The following is a 16,396-nucleotide window of genomic DNA, read 5'->3' on the forward strand; positions in this document are numbered from 1 at the left end:
CGCGCATCCAGCACCGCGGCGGAGATGGCATCGATTCTCGGACGACGACGGACGGGACGGGCTGAGGAGGAAAGACGACAACCAAAAAATTCGGAGCAAGGAGAGCGGGACGACGCATGCATATCAGGAGCGGGGGAGATTTCCCCTTCAGGAATTGTATGGCATTCTGCCGCCTGAATTCCGGTTTGAAAAGCCTTTCTCCCGGAGATTGCGACCGGTTTTTCGGCAGATTCCGTGAAATCCGACTGAACATCCGCAACAATTCTGTTAACGAAACTTGAGCCGAATCCCGCTGTCGCCTGCCCCAGACACGTCCCCAGGGACCGAAGACTTTCCGACCGATGGCCCGTCACGAAACCGACCGCGAAGATCTGTTCGCCGAAGCCGTTGCCTTCGTCAATCGGGCGGAGTGGCATGTCCCTGAGCTGCCCGGCCCGGTCCTGCTCGGCGAGCGAGACAACGGCTGGTACTCGATCTACCTGGGACAGGACAATTACTACCAGTTCGATGCCGAAAACCGGCTTCGACGGGCGTATGTGGCCCCCGCATTGTACCGCACCCAGGGTGTGACTCTGGCTCGGCTGATCCGCGACCGCACCGGCGACGCGACAGTCCTGCGACGGACCGACCTGACCGCGACCGAACTGGAAGCCGTTCGTGCGGACCTGCGCGCAAACCTGCACAAAGTGAGCCAGACCGTACAGCGCCCGGATGTCAGACCGTCACGGAGTGTTTCCGATGAGTCCGGAGAGGTCGCCGCCAGGCTGGTCGACCGCTTGTTGCGACTGTTGCCGTTCGACCGATCCGACTGGCTCGCGCCGGTCATCCGAGGCAAACGCTGATTGCTTTTGACGGGGGACGCTCAGAACATGGACCTGCTGGTCATTGGTTGCGGATATCTCGGCCGCCGGGTCGCCCGGGACTGGCCTGGGCGAGTTCACGCCCTGACGCGCAGCCCCGATCGAGCCGCCGAGTTCGCGGCCCTCGGCTGGCAACCGGTTGTGGGCGATGTCTGCGAACCGTCCACACTGGAACAATTGCCCCCCGTCGATGCCGTGCTCTATGCCGTCGGTTTTGATCGAAGCGCCGGACGCCCTCAGGTCGAGGTCGCCGTGGAAGGCGTCCGTCACGTCCTGGAGCGGATGTCTCGAAGGTGCCGGCAATTCGTCTACATTTCCAGCACCAGCGTCTATGGTCAGTCGAATGGCGACTGGGTGGATGAAGACTCCCCCTGCGAGCCGGTCCAGCCGGGAGGGCAATGCTGCCTGGCGGCCGAGCAACTCGTCCGCGGCGCGTGCGCCCCCGGTCAGGCCCGGATTCTGCGGCTCGCAGGGATCTATGGGCCGGACCGCGTGCTGGCAAAAGTCGAAACACTCCGTGCCGGGGAACCGTTGGCCGGACGGGGCGACGCCTGGCTCAACCTGATCCATGTGGCGGACGCCGCCTCGATCGCCGCCGCAGCGCTCACCCGGCCGGACTTCGACGGAACCCTGCTCGTCTGCGACGATCGTCCTGTGACCCGCGAGGACTACTATTCCCGTCTGGCTGCGCTCGTCGACGCTCCGCCGCCGCGATTCGATGCGGACTCGCCGTCCCGTCGCGGTTCCGGAGGTCTGAACAAGCGCTGCTCGAACGCCAGGCTGAAAGGTCTGCTCGGTCGGCCGCTGCAGTTTCCGACCTGGGAACAGGGGTTGGTCGATGCCGTGGCCGAAAGCGGGATTTCCGGATCGGGCCGAGTTTGATTCGCTGCGGGCTGGACGGTCCGCTTCGTCCGTCGTGTAATGAAACTGGTACGGATGCGAATTCTGTCTGACTGGGATTCTCTGGATGGCCGGTTCCCCCCCCGAGCGTCGCGTCGACCGGGCCGCGATCGCATCGGGATGCACGCTGCTGGTCCTGACGGTCGCGGCCATCGTGCTGCCGTTGTGGTTTCGCGGATTCGGCGGCGGTGGAATGCTCTCCCAGGGGGTCTATTGGGGATTGATAGTTATTCTCGCGGCGACCGGGATCCAGCAGGTCGCGAACGCCTGGACGCCCGCCGCCCGCAAACGCCGGCTCCCATCGCTCAACCGCTATCGGGTCCGATTTCCCCGCGAGGGACTGATCTATCTGACGATTATGGTCGTCCTGTTCATCGGCTCGCTGCTCGGTCGCGAAAACCGCCTGATGCTCGTCTTCGCCATGATGGCGGGACCGTTCGTCATCAACGGCTGGGCGACATTCACCATGCTTCAGGCCGCCGCCGTGGCCCGGTCCGCGCCCCGCCGGGCGATGGCGGGCGAAATGTTCGCGGTGGAAGTGAGTTTTACCAATCTGCGGCCGATCTTCTCCGCATGGATGATGCTTGTGCAGGATGAAGTGACGCGAGACGATGACGACGTCGTGATCGCTTCGGTTCTGTTTACGCATGTCGCGCCGCGCGAACGACAGATCGGCCACTACGACGCCCGCCTCTATCGCCGCGGCCGGTACCAGTTCGGGCCGATTTCGGTGGCGTCGCGGTTTCCGCTCGGGCTCATCGAACGCGCCCGCGTCTTTCCCGCCCGCGACGAAATCCTGATCTATCCCCGACTCGGCCGGCTGCGGACCGGCTGGCAGCGCGAACTGCTGCATGCCTCGGAACTGGTGACGATTCCGCAATCCCGCTCCGGGCTCTACGACGACGAGTTCCACCGTCTCCGCGAGTATCGCCCAGGCGACAATCCCCGCGCCATCCACTGGCGCAGTTCGGCCCGCCGGAACGAACTGATCCTGCGAGAGTATCACCAGAGCCGCGAACACAACCTCATCGTAGTGCTCGACCTCTGGGCGCCCCCGAGCCCCGCCCCTTCCGATGTGGATCGCGTCGAATGGGCTCTGTCCCTCGTCGGAACGCTCTGCCTCGAACATCGCCGCGCCAGCCGCGAAAGTTCCATCCGGCTGCTGGCCTCCGGAAGTTCCCAGCAGACCTGGGAGGGCCAGGCCTCCGCGGCCAGCCTCGAGGACCTGTTCGATGTCTTGGCGGTCCTGGAATCCGGCCCCGGCAATTTCCCCGAATCCCTGGCCCACGAGGCGCTGCAGCACGCAGGTCCCGCCGATCGGATTCTGTGCCTCTCGACGCGCCCCGCAGCCACCGTCGATCAGCCCTCGGCCCTGCCAGGCGCCGACCCCCGTTCGCAGGTGATCTACGTCGATCCGGCCTCCGTTCGCGAATGGCTGGTCTTCGACGACGATACTGCCGGACGGCCCGACAATCTGCCCTCCGCCCCCTGCGCCGAGAACCCGCGCGATTCCCGTCCCGTCGTGAGTGGGGTCTGACGATGTCGCTCGCTCACACGTTTCGAATCAGCCTGTACGGCACTGTGATCTTCGCCGCGGCGATCCTCGGGCGCGCCGAGGATGGCTATCTCACATCCTACCTGACCATTTTGATGGCGGCGTTGGGCTGGTATCTCACGGAACCGCCCCGGCAACGCGGCACCCCCGGGTGGTTGTCCAACGTCTTCGGGCTGGTGGCCGTCCTTGCCAGCGCCATCGAGTTCTTCAGCGACAACCCCGAAGGCCGACTCCTCTCCGGTTCGCACCTCATCGTTTACGTGACCTGGATCGTGCTGCTCCAGCCCAAGGCCGCCCGTCAGTACTGGACCTTGCTCGGGCTCTCGATCCTGCAGGTCGCCGTCGCTTCGGTGCTGACCAGCGGCGGCTGGTTCGGAGTGTCGCTGGTTGCCTTCAACACGCTCGCCATGTGGACGCTGGCGGTCTTCTCGCTGCACGAGGCCGACCTGCAGTTCGGCCAGGCGGTGCTGCAGACCGGATCGCACGAGGCCGTGCTCGCCGGACAAGGACCGCTGCAGTCCGCCGCGTTCGACGGCCAGCGCTGGCATCAGCGGCCGGCCGATACCCGCAGCACCATGCACTACGACGTTCAGAGGCGGTGGCTGACGGCCCGATTTGCCGGCGGAGTCTTCTCGCTCTCAATCATGTCGCTGCTGATCGGGGCGATGTTCTTTCTGCTGATTCCCCGCATGTGGATCGGTCAGCCGCTTTCCATCGGCGACGGCAGAGACGAACCGCTGGGGCGTCGGAAGCTGACCGGCTTCACGACCGAAGTCCGCCTGGGAGACCTGGGCCAGATCCTGGAAAGCTCCGCGCCGGTCCTCTCCCTTCGCCTCTATGACGCATTGACGGACCAGTCCGTCGACATTTCGACCTACACGGCCCGCCAGGGAGGCGACGAGCCGCTGTTCCGCGGCGCCGTCCTCACCCGGTACAACAACGGCCGCTGGGAGGCGGATTCTCTCGGCGCCCCCGCCCAGAAGCGACCGCTGACCTGGAACTTTCCCGGCGTTCGTCAGGAAATCGTCCTCGAACCGGTTGGCGCCGATGTCCTGTTCTGCCTCGATCAGGCCGAAGCCGTTCGCCTGCGCAACAGCACCGAGTCCGCGATCTGGGCGCCGACAACGGGCCTTACGTTCCTGGACGCCCCCGACGGGCGACAGCGCAAGCTGGCCTACACGGTCTACAGCCGCTGGCCCGACGCCGAGCCGTTTCAAATGGGGACGGAGGCCGCTGACGGTCGAAATCGCCTCTTCATGTCGCGCGGATATTCCTACCTCGAACATCTGCGACAATTACCACGGAATCAACTCCGCGAGCTCCGCGCGCTGGCAAGAAAAGTGACTGACGAAATTCGCCGGCGTCGTCCCGACCGCGAACCGACTCCATTGGAGCTGGCTCGTGGCCTCGAATCCTACCTGCGGGATTCCGGAGAGTATTCGTACTCGCTCAAACTCGACATCCTCGACCGCGATCTCGATCCCGTTGAAGACTTTCTCTTCAACCGACGTCAGGGCAACTGCGAGTATTTTGCCACGGCTCTGACGCTGATGCTCCGGGCGGAAGGCATCCCCGCCCGGCTCGTCACCGGTTTCAAAGGGGGCGAAATCAACCCTCTCAGCGGTTCGTTCGAAGTTCAGCAGCGCCATGCGCATTCGTGGGTCGAAGCCGAGGTGGGGGGATCGAACTTCCTCACCCTCGACGCTACCCCAGCCGTGGCACGTTCCGAAAGCGTCCGGTCCCTCTCCCCGTCCGTCAACTTCTGGGGCTGGATCAAGACGCTGGGGACGGGGTTCTGGGACGACTATGTCGTCTCCGTCTCGCTCGATCGGCAGCAGGAACTGATCTACCAGCCGCTGCGAACCATGACCATGCAGATCGTCAACCGTGTGAAAGCGCTCGCCGGCAGTCTGCTGGCCTGGTTCGGCGTCGACCAGGAGTTTCTGTCGAATCCCCGCAACTGGTTCAGTCTCACCGGGGGAATCATTACGGCCGTCATACTGCTGCTCGTCTCGGCCGCCATCTGGCTCGCCCGCTGGACCTGGAACTGGATTCGGTCGCTCCTGCAGACTCGACGAGCCTCCGCCGTCGCCGGCCAGCATCGTTTCGTCGCCTTCTACGACCGGTTCTGCCGGCTGCTGAAGGGGGCCGGTCTCACCCGCGAACCCGCGGTCACCCCCGAAGAATTCGCGCGGGCCGCCGCCGAACGCCTGCAGCCCGCGCTGACCGGCGCGGGACTGGCCGCGTTCCCACTGGAGATCACCCGCTGGTTCTACAGAGCTCGCTTCGGCGAAGCCCCTCCTTCAGAACAGGAACTGGCCGAACTCGATCGGCAGCTCGGCCAACTCGAACGGGTACTCGCGACAGCTCGCGGACCAGCAGCCTCGACCCGCACTTCCGCGCCGCGCCCATGAGATTTCTCCATGATCGAGCGTCGCGTCACGGAATCCTGGGAAGACGTTGCCGACCGCCGGATCCGTCAGGCTCAAGCAGACGGTCTGTTCGATAAGCTGCCCGGCTTCGGCCAGCCGATCCCGGGCATCGACGATCCGCCAGATGAGAACTGGTGGCTCAAGCAAAAACTCCGCGACGAGCAGTTCAGCGCCCTCCCGCCGATCCTGCAGGCCCGACTCGACCGCGCGAAGTTCCTGGAGTCGCTCGATCAGCAAATCCGCGCCTCGCACTTCTCAGGTTCCGAGGTCCCGTGGACGAGTTAAGCGAGTAGCGAATCGCCAGAGGGAGTCGCATTGGTTTCGCCTTTTTCTGGCTACTCGCTATTCCCTACTCGCTATTCGCTCCCCCGGTGCACCCGAAAACGTGGCCCTGACAAAGCACTATTGGGACTTGAGACACGTTTCGAGCTGCAGCTCAAATTCGTTCCGCCCCGACCGGACGGTCACCATCTGCGAAAACATGTCCGCCGCCGCCAGTTCCATCCGCGGTCCTGGCTTGATCACCAGCCAGTAGTCGCCGGGATCGAGGTCGCTGCCGGACTGCGTCTGCAGCAGACAGTCCCCCGTCCCGTCCGTCCTGGCCTCCGCCATCACCCCCAGCAGACCGTGGAGTTGGACCAGGGCATTCATCAACGGCCGGCCTCCTTCGCGAATCCGCACCGAGACTTCCGCCGGTACATGCTTCTTCAACTCGTATTTGCGCGGCAGCGGGCGATTGACTTTGCGAATCTCGTTGTCGATCTCGCTCGCCAGGGTCTCGTGAGCGGCGATCCGCTCTTCGATTCCGATCAGACTCTTCTGCAGCGTCGCCAGTTGCGCCTTCAGTTTTTCGTTGTCGGGCTGAAACGCCAGACCCGCCTCGACCCGTCGGGCTGCCTGAAAATCCCGCCACTCGTTGCGCAACGGCCTGATCGCCGTGTCGTTTCGCTTTCGATTCAGTTCCGCCACCTGCACCGCCTGCTGATATTGGGGCGTTCTCGGATTCGACTGCAGCTCGACGTGCCGCGCGAGTTGCTCGGCGGAGAATCGTCCCACGGGCTCGCCGTCGATCAGCAAGTCGTACTGGCCCGGATCAAGTCCGTGCACTTCCAGCGCTTCCCGCGTCCAGCGGTGACCCAGGTTGAGCAGTCTGATGCCCGCCTCGGTCTCGGGCGGAGGAGCCCACGGCAGCCCGTCCGCTTCCCAGAGAAACGACAATTCGTCGCCGGTTCCAGTCACCTCGGTCGCGACTCCGCCCGTCGCCCGGACGACGGGCGCCTGGCTGCCGACGGTGATGCGAATGTTTGACAGGGGTTTAGCGAACTGCAGATCCTCGAGAAACGCCGCCGCCATCACGAGCTGTCCGGGAGCGTCCGGGTGTACGGCGTCCTTGATCATCGTGAAGTCCGCCTGATCCCGGCGGGCCTGATGGGTCAGCTCATTGAGCGGCCCGTACAGATCGACGAACGCTCCCCCTCTGGTTCCGGCGAACTCCCGCAGCCATGCGCCGTAATAGGCGAGCGTCGCGTTGTAGAACTCGGTCCGTTCCGCCGGAACCGGCCTCCCGCTCGCCCGGGCCGCCGTCGCGTCGTACATCGTGGGCGTCATCCAGATCGGCGTGGCGCCGATTTCGACGATCCGATCGGCGATCCGATTCATATCCCGGCGATAGGTCTGGAACAGCTCGTCGTCATACGGCTTCACGCCGCCGTCGTTCATTCCGAGGAGCACCGCCACATACTTCGGTTTGTAGGCCGCGACGTCGCGATCGAATCGCTGCAGGGCGTCGGACGCCTTCGCCCCGCCGACCCCGGAATTGTGGATGCGAATTCGCAGACCGGGCAGGCGCGTGTAGAAGAAGTCTTCCACGTATTGCGTAAACAGGCTTTGATGGGTGATGCTGTCTCCGAGGAAGACGATGGTGTCGCCGTCCTGCAGGTCGAGCCGATCCACTCGCCGGGGCTCCGCGGAAAATGCGCCGGACGCGTTCCACAGGATCAGCAGCCCGCAACAGAGACTCAGTCTTCGAACAGTCTGCACGGCGGCCTCCTCGTTCCCCAACTGCGACCGGATTCGCCAAGACCGGGCTCCACCCGGCGTTCCCACGAGCATACCTCCCCCGGAAAGCCGCTGACTACCGCCGAATCGGGATTTCGCTCCGCCGGCCGCCTCGCTGCGGCGAAGGAGATGTGTGGATATGATCATGTGTTGCTCCGGCATGACTGGCGTCTGCAACGCCTTCCAGCTAAACTTCCCGATTCGCACGAGCGACGGAACTCGCCGGATTCTTTCGGGTCGGAGCGACCGTCGCCGGAAAACTGTCTTCGCCCGCCTTTGAGGTTGACGTCCGATATGGCTCGCAGACTGCTCGATAAGCGTAAAGAAGTCGAAGCCGCCGAAGCGCGCGGCGACGTCGCGGAACCCAAAGCCAAGGCCACACGGGCCAAGGCGACCGGAGCGAAAAAGACCACCGCGACCAAAACCCGGCGGACCAAAGAAAAGGTCCAGGCCCGCAAGCGGCTGGTCTGGGTGGTCTACAACGGCAGCATGAAGGAAGAAGGACGCTTCTCGTACGACCAGTACGCCGCCGCTGAAGAAAAGATCGAGCAGCTTCGACAGAAGTCGAAAAAGATGTATTTCATTCAGCCCGTGAAGGAAGTCATCGGCGAAGGCCCCGGCATGATGGCTGCCGCGGCAGCCGCCGCTGCTGCAAATGCCGCCGCCGCCGCTGCCGCGGCAGCAGCCGTTGAAGAGGCTGAAGCCGAGGAAGACGAAGACGAAATCGCCGACGAAGTTCCCGATGAAGTTGCTGCCGACGCCGAAGAAGACGAGGACGAGGACGAAGACGACGATTCCGACGAATAGTCCCCGCCTCCCGTTCAACATCCAACGACAACGCCCACGGGATTCCGTGGGCGTTGTCGTTTGTCATCGGTCCGCGCTGGCGGCTCAGTCGTCCTGCTGCGTAAAGACCGGCTTCAGCAGCGTATCGACCGGTGCGAAATCGTCGGTCAGGATCTGGTCCTGCGACAGCTCCAGCACCGCAGCCATGTGCCCGGAGATCGCCGGCGGCTGTCCAGCGGCGCGAGTTTCCAGTGACGCGAAGGGCGGATGGTTCCACTCGCCAGTTTCCTCCAGCCGGTCGAGATCCAGCGGCTGGTTGGAACAGACCAGCACGAATGTGTCGCGATCGTTTCCAGGCTGCTGCTGCGACGTGCTGAAGAGATACAGATTCGGAAACAGCGCGGCGCAGGTGGCCGTGTAACGCCCGAGAAACTGTCCGCCCGCCTCGGGACGATGCGAACGCCGGTCGAGATCGTCGATCGCGATCAGCCACGCAGGATCCGCGGGGGCCAGGTGCAAGAGTCGATCGCGCAGTTCCGAAGTCATGCCGCCGCGAACCGCCACGACGTATCGTCCGTCGTCGCGCTTCCAGATTTCGACCCCCTCAAACTTCCCCGGGCAGGGCATCCAGGACTCGACGGGCACCGACTCCGGGAGCAGTCCCTCGGGAATTGTCCCCTCAAAGACCCGTCGCTGGTGCGATTGTTTCCAGAGATCGTCGATCGCGTCCTTCCAGGCGACATTCGCGTCGTCGAGTCCGTGCAGCGCATCGCGCAGCGCGTTGGACATCGGCCCGCGCCAGGTCAGCGTCGATCCGACTCCGTCGGCGGCGGACGTCGATAGCCTGGTCAATTCCGGAAGGAGCTCGGCGCTGACGAACTCGGCGCCGTTCTGCTTCTGAAACCGTCCTGGCAGGATCCCGGGATAGACGACCTGGGAAGTTTCGACCAGACCGCCGGGAAATTCAGTCCGGGGATAGATCTCAATAATGTTCGCCTGAAAGACGCCGCGCTCCGACAGGAGGCTGCGAAGTCGTTCGGTGAATTCCTTCGTCGCGAGGTGCCAGGGGATGCCGAAGTCGTTGAAGGCGTCGCCGTAGATAAAGTCATAGAGGACCGGAGCATGCCCGTCGCGCAGCAGTCGTTCGTTCTGCCGGTAGCGGTCTTCCACGAAGTTCCGGGCGTCCCCGATCGTCGTGGTGATTCGTTCCTGGTCTGCCGGGGTGAAGCCGAACTGCGAAATCACGGCCTTCAGGACGGCTGGATCCAGCTCGGCGACATCGAGATGTTCGCTACCGGGAAAGTGTTCCAGCACCCACCGCGGAAAAATGAAGCCTCCGCCGCCGAGGAACAGCGCATTGACTCGGCCCGACTCCAATCGCAACTTCTGGATGGCACGCTGCCAGGGGGCGGTGGCCGTCAATCCGACGAGCCGGTCGCGGATCGCCTTCGTGACCGGCTGGCGGGCCGTAATCGTGTGCAGCAATTCGTCGTACCGGAGTTCCGGCTCCAGATCGGACGGCCAGGTGAAGCCACCCGGCAGCCCGTCGAGCGGCAGCGCAGTGAAGCCGCCCCACGAAGGCCGCGTCGTCTCCCGTTCCAGCCGGTTCAGCACATCCCAGAACGGAGCATCCGGCGAGATCGCTGAGAGCTGCTCGAAGAGCTGTTCCGACGGGCGTTCGACCCGCAGCACGCCGGTCGCCTCGTCCCAGATGACTCCCGCCGGCAGCTTTGCCAGCAGTTCTGCCGAGCCGGGAAACTGGGCCAGCGGCGCCGTGACCGGGCCGGGCGATCCCGCCACGCGTTTGGTCACCGCGGCGTAGACCTGCTCGTATTCGTAGTACAGGGCCGTCGGTTCTTCCGGGTTATAGTAGCTGTGAATCAGTTTATCGAGTCGGAGGTACTTCACGGGAGCGTCGTTAACGTAGTCGTCCCCCACTTCCAGGTACGAGTACTGGCTCTCGTCGTAGTAGCGTCCCGGCGAATCGTCGCGCAGTTTGAGCAGCAGCCCGAACTCGTGAAATTTCTCCCCGACCGCCCGTGCGAACTGCCGCCATTCGCCGGGAGCATCGTCGTCGACCGCTGGCGGCCCGGCCAGGCGTTCGACGACGCCGGCAAACAGATCGCCGCTGCCGATCGTCGCCAGCACCAGCAGTCCCAGCGTCTGCAGCCAGCCCAGCACGACGGCCGTGCGAAAGACCCACTGGCCGCTGGCGACAATCACGCCCAGCATGGCCAGCACCGCGGAGGTCCAGCCGATGATCGAACGGGTTCCCCAGGCATCGATCAGGTAAAAACCTGTCAGAAAGGTGCCGACAATGGAACCGAGCGCGCCCCAGGCGTAGACATTTCCGACGGTGATTCCAGTCTTCGAACTTCGCGAGATCGCCATGCTGGCGACCAGCGGCGACGCCGCCCCCAGGGCGATCGACGGCAGCAGGAACAGCGCTGCCACGATTGTCAGCACCCACATCGGCCAACTGAAACTCTCCGGCCGCGGAATCCCCGCGATTTGCAGGTCGATCCACAGAATTGCGGCGCAGAGCATGCTGGAAATCAGAAACATCCAGCTCAGGGCTTTGCGGCGGTCGACGCGATCGGCGATGTAGCCGCCGAGATAGTTGCCGACGGTAATCCCCGCCAGTACCACGCCAATGACGGAAGTCCAGGTGTAGAGAGAACTTCCGACGTGCTTGCCCACCAGCCGGGAGGCCGTCAGCTCGAGCGTCATCACGCAGACGCTGGAGACGAAGACCAGCAGATTGAAGCCCATCAACGGCCAGAAGTCCCCCCGCCGACTCTTCTTCCTCAATGCCGATTTCCGGGGCTCGGGGGGCGCCATGACCGGCATCGGCGTGATCACGATGTCGGAGCCGGTGTAACCGCCGGCGAGCTTGTAGGTCTCGCCGTTGCCACTGCCGGCAGCCGGCTTTGCGGGCTCGGGTTCCCAGGCTGAGTCGTCGTGTTCGCCGGTCGAACTGGAGGTCATGCGGGGCTCCCGGAGGCGACCCGCGCGGCAGCCCGGCGGAATCGGGAAATGAGAGGTGGTTCATTCGCTGTTCCGCGAAGATACCACGCCCGCCGACCTCTGGGGAGCAGGCAAACCGCGATGGCTGCTTCCTACGACGTTCAGGTTGGCCTGAGCCAGCGGTAGGGTGAGTCGAGTCCGCGAGGCTCACCGCAACTTACCACCGCAGGGGTGAGCCTCGCCGACTCGACCTGCTGCGAAACTCTGAAGTTTCCTGGGACGCGGCGGGATCACGTTCGCCTTCAGTACCGCTCTTCCGGAAGTTTCCGAACCAGCAGCAGCAGGAAGGTGGCGATCGGACCCAGCAGCAGCGACAGCAGGAACCAGCCGAGCCCGCTGCGATTCTTCCCCTGGGCGAGGCCCGCGTTGATCAGACAGAGCGTGCCCCAGCCGACGAAATACTCCGGGTTATTCATGACGGACGCTTCCTTTTCACGTGAGAACTCTCTGCAGAACAACGTCATCAGTCGGTCGCCGGATCACCGGCATCGCCACAGCACGTCGTCCGAAATTCCCAGCGTCGCCTGGGCTGCGGCGATGTCCCGTCGGAACCGCTGGGCATCCACGGGATACCCCTGAGTCGGTTTCAAGTCCGGGACGTACTGTTTCCAGAATCCGTTGAACTGGTGCATCGCCAGCTCCCGCAGGTACTTGGCAACCATCGAGGCCAGCGCGACCGGCCCGTGTTCCTCCGCCCGCGGCTGAAAGCGGAACGTCGACTTCCCCAGCCGATATTCACTGCACGTTGCCGACTCGCGCAGGCAGGTGACGAGCTCCCCGTCCGCCAGATCGGTCAGCAGATCGCCATAACGATTGCGTCCGCCGTGCTTGTCGCTGACAACGAGGGCGGGCTCCCGTCCGTCCCGCGGCCACACGCTGCGGAGAACTTCGAAATGGACTTCCGACGACGCGGACGACTTGTTTTCCCAGCGTGCGATCCTCCGGTTGAACTCCTCCGGGATCACGACCGCCGCACAGACCCGTTTGAGCCTCCAGCCGGTTTCCCCGCACGTGTCCCGCCACTGCTGAAGCAGTTCTGCATCGACGTCGGGAACCCACGCCGCCGGAACTGGAGCTGCGGTCTGGCCCCACGGCGACGACTGCGGGAATTCCTCCGCGGAGGGCAACAGTGCTGAAATCAGAGTGCCTAGCGTCCCTGCCTCAACGCCGCCCAGTCGCAGCAGCGTCTGGACGCTCCGCTCCAGCGGACCGAGTTCCCGCGGTGGTTTATAGACCGCCTTGGAATCGGCGACGTGCAGCCGTCGGTCGTTACAGGTCGGGGAATTCGTCAGAACGTCGGCGAACGTCCCCCAGAAATCCGCGTCCGCCGGCGGACCGGGAACTTCCCAGACCGTCGCAGCCACCACGAGCGGACCGAGATTCGGCCCCAGTCCGGCTTCATCGATTCCGATCAGCAGTGGCATAGGGATTCGTCATCCTGACGGAAAGGTCGCGGTTCAGCTGCGGGTCTTGTACTTTCGAGGCTTCCCTTCGGGGCCGATCTGCACGGTATATTCGCTCCCGTCCGGCGCCACCGAGGCCTTCACCCAAGTTCCCTTGCAGGAGTTCGTGTCCTCCTGGTTGGCGATAAATTCCGCCGGCGCCTGCTGGTCGGCGGCCAGTTTCACGTTGCGGTGAAGCTGATAGATGTCCTGCAAGGACTTCCCTTCCCGCAACGTCGTCAGCACGGTCTCGTGCCCCCCCTTGGTCGGCCCGTTGCAGAACACGGCGACCCGCGGATCGATCGCCAGAACCAGCACCGGGTTATTGCTCACTTCCAGACCGTGATGCGTCACCATGAACAGGTCGACCTGGCCGATCGGATTGTTCGGCGTCATCAGTTTCGCTTCAGTATTCCAGGTCAGATCGCCGCAGCAGAGGAAGCGGAACTTGCCGAATCCCAGCAGCAGGCTGATGCTCCGCGCGTTGTCGGACGGGTCATCGGCCTGCGGCTTGTGACGGTCGGCGAACGGATTCGCCGGTCCTGCGTTGGGGATCACTTCGCCGCTGGCGGTCACAACTTTGCATGTGAGCGGCGTCGTTCCCGATTTCAGCGGCAGCAGTTCGCCCGCTTTGAGCGCTTTCGACTGGTTCTGCGAGGCCGCGCGATACAGGGCGATCCGCTCGGGGAACTTGGCGTCTTCTTCCAGCCGTTCCGGAATTCCACGATCCCAGAAGTTGCGGATCTTCAGGGGCGCGGCCAGTGCCGCGTGATTTCCGAAATGATCAAGGTGCCAGTGTGACACGACGGCGTGATCGAGATGGTCCAGTTTCGCGACGTCTTTCGCGACGCGAATGATCCGGTCCCGGTCCCGACCGCCATAGTCGGGGTAGCCGGAATCGATGAGCATCGACTCGCCGGCGGGGGTGACGATCAATGTGGCCGCCCCCCCTTCGACATCAATGAAATAGATGTCGAGCCGGTCCCCGGCGGTCGCCGCCGTGACCGCTCCATTCAACAACAGAACCGCCAGCAGAACACGCAGCATGATGAACTCCTGAGAGCGAAATGCGGAAAGCAATCAGCGGAAAGCCAGCATGAAAGGGAATACGAGTTGATGGCAACGACAATACTTGCCGACTTAAATGGCCTGCGATTCACGGACGTTGATGGGAATTCCAGATCGGCCTCTGGCTTTCAGCTCTCCGCCTTTAGCCTTCCGCTCGCTTCTACAAGCCGAGGGCGTCGTTCATCGAGTACAGGCCGGCGGACTTGGTGACGATGTACTTGGCCGCGGTCAGGGCGCCGACCGCGTAACTGTCGCGCGACTGCCCCCGGACCGTGACTTCCAGGGTTTCTCCCGGCATGCCGAAGACGATCGTGTGCTCCCCGACATTGTCCCCCACCCGCAGTGCGTGGTAGGCGATTTCGGTTGGCGGCCGCTTCCCCGGTCGGCCGTGCCGCCCGTGAATATGCTCGGTCTGCCCCATCACCCCGGCGACGATTTCGCCGAATTTCAGGGCCGTGCCGCTGGGGGCGTCTTCCTTGTAGCGGTGATGCCGCTCGATGATCTCAACGTCCACGCCGTTGGGTTGATCTCGCAGCACGCGCCCCGCCTCCGCGACAAGCTTCATGGCGATGTTGACCGACAGGCTCATGCTGGGGGCCATCAGCACCGGCGCCACCTGCGACGCGGTCAGAATCACGTCCTTCTGCTCGGCGCTCAGTCCGGTCGTCGCAACAACCAGCGGGATCCGGCGGGCTTCGCAAATTCCGGCGATCCGCACTGCTCCGTCGGGGACGGAGAAGTCGATGATCACATCCGGCGCTTCGCCGACGTCACTCGTCACCAGGACACCGATCGGTCCGATCCCGGCCAGCACGCCCGCGTCCTGACCGAGCCGGGGACTGTTCTCAGCCTCGTACGCAGCCACGACTTTCAGGCCGTGATCCTGAACCGCGAGCGCGACGACTCGCTGCCCCATCCGCCCGGCCGCCCCGTTCACACCCACCTTTAACACGGCCGCTCTCCCTCACTCGCCCGATCGTTGATGATTGACAGTCCCGTCAGCGTCCTGATCGTACCGCCCTCTGGGAGCAGAGAATAGAGAATCGCCGGCATAGGGCAGACTCGTGCCGGGCGAGCAGCGTCCTGGCGTCTACCGATTGGCCTGCAGGGTAACGCCGGGCGATCTCGAGCCGTCAGTGCCTTGCCGCCGTACCCAGTCGCTCCAGGCTCCGCCGCGCGCTCGCGGCCTGCAGTCGCCGCGCGATGACGCGTCCCAGCCGCCACGGGGAGACCTTCCAGATTCCCCACAGCCAGCCGGTGGAGAGGAGCGAACCGAGGGTGACTCGGGGCCAGACGCAGACGTAGCGCGGCTCGAACCGCGGACGGAACCGGCTCTTGAAGTGGTAGAGCCCGTGCGGATCGAACATGACGTTGAACCGGCTGGACCCGAGCCGCATCGCCTGATGGGCCAGCCAGTCGCCGGTTTCATCGACGGTTCCACAGCCTCGTCCGGGAGAGAGGCAGAGCGAGACCTGACGGACTCCCTCCTCGCGGAACCGGTCGATCGCGAAGAGCATTGTCGAGGGGACGGCTCCCCGGATGGCATCCGGGCGGTGGCGATACAGTTCCAGTCCCCAGCCTTTCCCGTCGGAGTACGGGTTGGCAACGACGACCGCATCGATCCGACCTGCTCCGGATTCCCGTCGGGCGACAAAGATCCGCCGCCGGCCCGGCCGGTCGAACTCGGGCAATCCTTCGAAAAAACGCATATCGGCCCACTGAGGTTTCAGCCGCAGGCTTGCGGCGCAAACCTCGGCCAATTCCCGGCGAACCGGCGCGGTCAGCCGGTCGGCGGTCAGCTCTTCGGCGACAACGTCATGCCGGGCGACATGCCGCCGCTGCCGGCGGAGCCAGGCACAGGCCGAGCCGGCAGGAGTCCAGCCGGGCAAATCGAGGAGAGCTTCTTCCCCCCATTTAACGACAGTAAAGCCCTGTCGGCGAAAACGATCGACTTCTCCCGGAATCACATTGAAGAAACTAATGGTCTGCCGTCGGGTGTGGACGGTGTCGAGGAATTCCGCCAGGAGCTGGTCTCGCTCGCCGACGGGGGCCAGCAGGGAGCCGACTGCCTTGAGGTAAGGGCCGACTCGGGCGTACGCGATGGCGCCACCATGACTGCCCCAAAACGTCTGGCGCCAAGGCTCGACGGCCAGGTAGGCGTCGCTGGTCAGTCCGTGCGCATAAGCCATCGCTTCGAGGCGGCCGGGCTCAGCGGGGGAAGGCGGCGGGATGGTCACGCCGACATTTTAATCCTGAGCGGAGATCGGG

13 protein-coding genes are annotated in these 16,396 nt (G+C 64.1%); 6 read left to right on the plus strand and 7 right to left on the minus strand.

The annotated features are described in order from the left end of the window. Nucleotides 1–341 precede the first annotated feature (341 nt). The 5 genes from SH412_RS02045 (at nt 342) to SH412_RS02065 (ending at nt 6,032) form a co-directional block, all read left to right on the plus strand. Nucleotides 342–842, plus strand: a complete 501-nt coding sequence (locus SH412_RS02045; RefSeq protein ID WP_336521841.1) for a hypothetical protein — start codon at nt 342–344, stop codon at nt 840–842. Between the two features lie 27 nt (nt 843–869). Then, nucleotides 870–1,742: an NAD-dependent epimerase/dehydratase family protein gene (locus SH412_RS02050; protein ID WP_336521842.1), complete on the plus strand. Its 873-nt coding sequence runs from the start codon at nt 870–872 to the stop codon at nt 1,740–1,742. Nucleotides 1,743–1,827: 85 nt separating this feature from the next. Beyond that, entirely contained in the window at nt 1,828–3,297 is a 1,470-nt protein-coding gene (locus SH412_RS02055; protein ID WP_336521843.1) for a DUF58 domain-containing protein, read from the plus strand. 2 nt (nt 3,298–3,299) lie between these two features. Next, nucleotides 3,300–5,729: a transglutaminase TgpA family protein gene (locus tag SH412_RS02060; RefSeq protein ID WP_336521844.1), complete on the plus strand. Its 2,430-nt coding sequence runs from the start codon at nt 3,300–3,302 to the stop codon at nt 5,727–5,729. A gap of 9 nt (nt 5,730–5,738) precedes the next feature. Next, nucleotides 5,739–6,032, plus strand: coding sequence for a DnaJ family domain-containing protein (locus tag SH412_RS02065; RefSeq protein ID WP_336521845.1), 294 nt, complete (start codon nt 5,739–5,741; stop codon nt 6,030–6,032). A 117-nt stretch (nt 6,033–6,149) separates the two neighbouring features. Here the strand turns inward: SH412_RS02065 and SH412_RS02070 are convergent, their stop codons facing one another. Beyond that, the gene (locus SH412_RS02070) at nt 6,150–7,787 is read right to left on the minus strand and encodes an SGNH/GDSL hydrolase family protein (RefSeq protein WP_336521846.1); all 1,638 of its coding nucleotides are present in this window, start codon (nt 7,785–7,787) and stop codon (nt 6,150–6,152) included. Between the two features lie 312 nt (nt 7,788–8,099). Between SH412_RS02070 and SH412_RS02075 the strand changes: the two genes are divergently transcribed. Further along, complete coding sequence (locus SH412_RS02075; protein WP_336521847.1) at nt 8,100–8,612, plus strand: hypothetical protein; 513 nt, start codon at nt 8,100–8,102, stop codon at nt 8,610–8,612. An 84-nt stretch (nt 8,613–8,696) separates the two neighbouring features. Here SH412_RS02075 and SH412_RS02080 read toward each other — a convergent pair whose 3' ends face one another. From SH412_RS02080 to SH412_RS02105, 6 genes are all read right to left on the minus strand, one after another. Then, nucleotides 8,697–11,579, minus strand: coding sequence for a fused MFS/spermidine synthase (locus SH412_RS02080; protein ID WP_336521848.1), 2,883 nt, complete (start codon nt 11,577–11,579; stop codon nt 8,697–8,699). A 281-nt stretch (nt 11,580–11,860) separates the two neighbouring features. Beyond that, nucleotides 11,861–12,034: a hypothetical protein gene (locus SH412_RS02085; protein ID WP_336521849.1), complete on the minus strand. Its 174-nt coding sequence runs from the start codon at nt 12,032–12,034 to the stop codon at nt 11,861–11,863. Between the two features lie 63 nt (nt 12,035–12,097). Next, the gene (locus SH412_RS02090; protein WP_336521850.1) at nt 12,098–13,042 is read right to left on the minus strand and encodes a ribonuclease H family protein; all 945 of its coding nucleotides are present in this window, start codon (nt 13,040–13,042) and stop codon (nt 12,098–12,100) included. Between the two features lie 33 nt (nt 13,043–13,075). Continuing rightward, complete coding sequence (locus SH412_RS02095) at nt 13,076–14,107, minus strand: ComEC/Rec2 family competence protein (RefSeq protein WP_336521851.1); 1,032 nt, start codon at nt 14,105–14,107, stop codon at nt 13,076–13,078. 181 nt (nt 14,108–14,288) lie between these two features. Continuing rightward, a complete protein-coding gene (gene dapB, locus SH412_RS02100; protein WP_336521852.1) occupies nt 14,289–15,080 on the minus strand; it encodes a 4-hydroxy-tetrahydrodipicolinate reductase in 792 nt (263 codons plus the stop codon). Between the two features lie 181 nt (nt 15,081–15,261). Continuing rightward, a complete protein-coding gene (locus tag SH412_RS02105) occupies nt 15,262–16,365 on the minus strand; it encodes a DUF2156 domain-containing protein (protein ID WP_336521853.1) in 1,104 nt (367 codons plus the stop codon). Between the last annotated feature and the right edge of the window lie 31 nt (nt 16,366–16,396).

This window comes from Planctellipticum variicoloris, from assembly GCF_030622045.1.
Taxonomy (GTDB): domain Bacteria; phylum Planctomycetota; class Planctomycetia; order Planctomycetales; family Planctomycetaceae; genus Planctellipticum; species Planctellipticum variicoloris.

Bases quoted from the DNA above. Each gene is read 5' to 3' on its own strand.
- SH412_RS02045 (WP_336521841.1), top strand. From the start codon at position 342: ATGGCCCGTCACGAAACCGACCGCGAAGATCTGTTCGCCGAAGCCGTT.
- SH412_RS02050 (WP_336521842.1), top strand. From the start codon at position 870: ATGGACCTGCTGGTCATTGGTTGCGGATATCTCGGCCGCCGGGTCGCC.
- SH412_RS02055 (WP_336521843.1), top strand. From the start codon at position 1,828: ATGGCCGGTTCCCCCCCCGAGCGTCGCGTCGACCGGGCCGCGATCGCA.
- SH412_RS02060 (WP_336521844.1), top strand. From the start codon at position 3,300: ATGTCGCTCGCTCACACGTTTCGAATCAGCCTGTACGGCACTGTGATC.
- SH412_RS02065 (WP_336521845.1), top strand. From the start codon at position 5,739: ATGATCGAGCGTCGCGTCACGGAATCCTGGGAAGACGTTGCCGACCGC.
- SH412_RS02075 (WP_336521847.1), top strand. From the start codon at position 8,100: ATGGCTCGCAGACTGCTCGATAAGCGTAAAGAAGTCGAAGCCGCCGAA.
- SH412_RS02080 (WP_336521848.1), bottom strand. From the start codon at position 11,579: ATGACCTCCAGTTCGACCGGCGAACACGACGACTCAGCCTGGGAACCC.
- SH412_RS02085 (WP_336521849.1), bottom strand. From the start codon at position 12,034: ATGAATAACCCGGAGTATTTCGTCGGCTGGGGCACGCTCTGTCTGATC.
- SH412_RS02090 (WP_336521850.1), bottom strand. From the start codon at position 13,042: ATGCCACTGCTGATCGGAATCGATGAAGCCGGACTGGGGCCGAATCTC.
- SH412_RS02095 (WP_336521851.1), bottom strand. From the start codon at position 14,107: ATGCTGCGTGTTCTGCTGGCGGTTCTGTTGTTGAATGGAGCGGTCACG.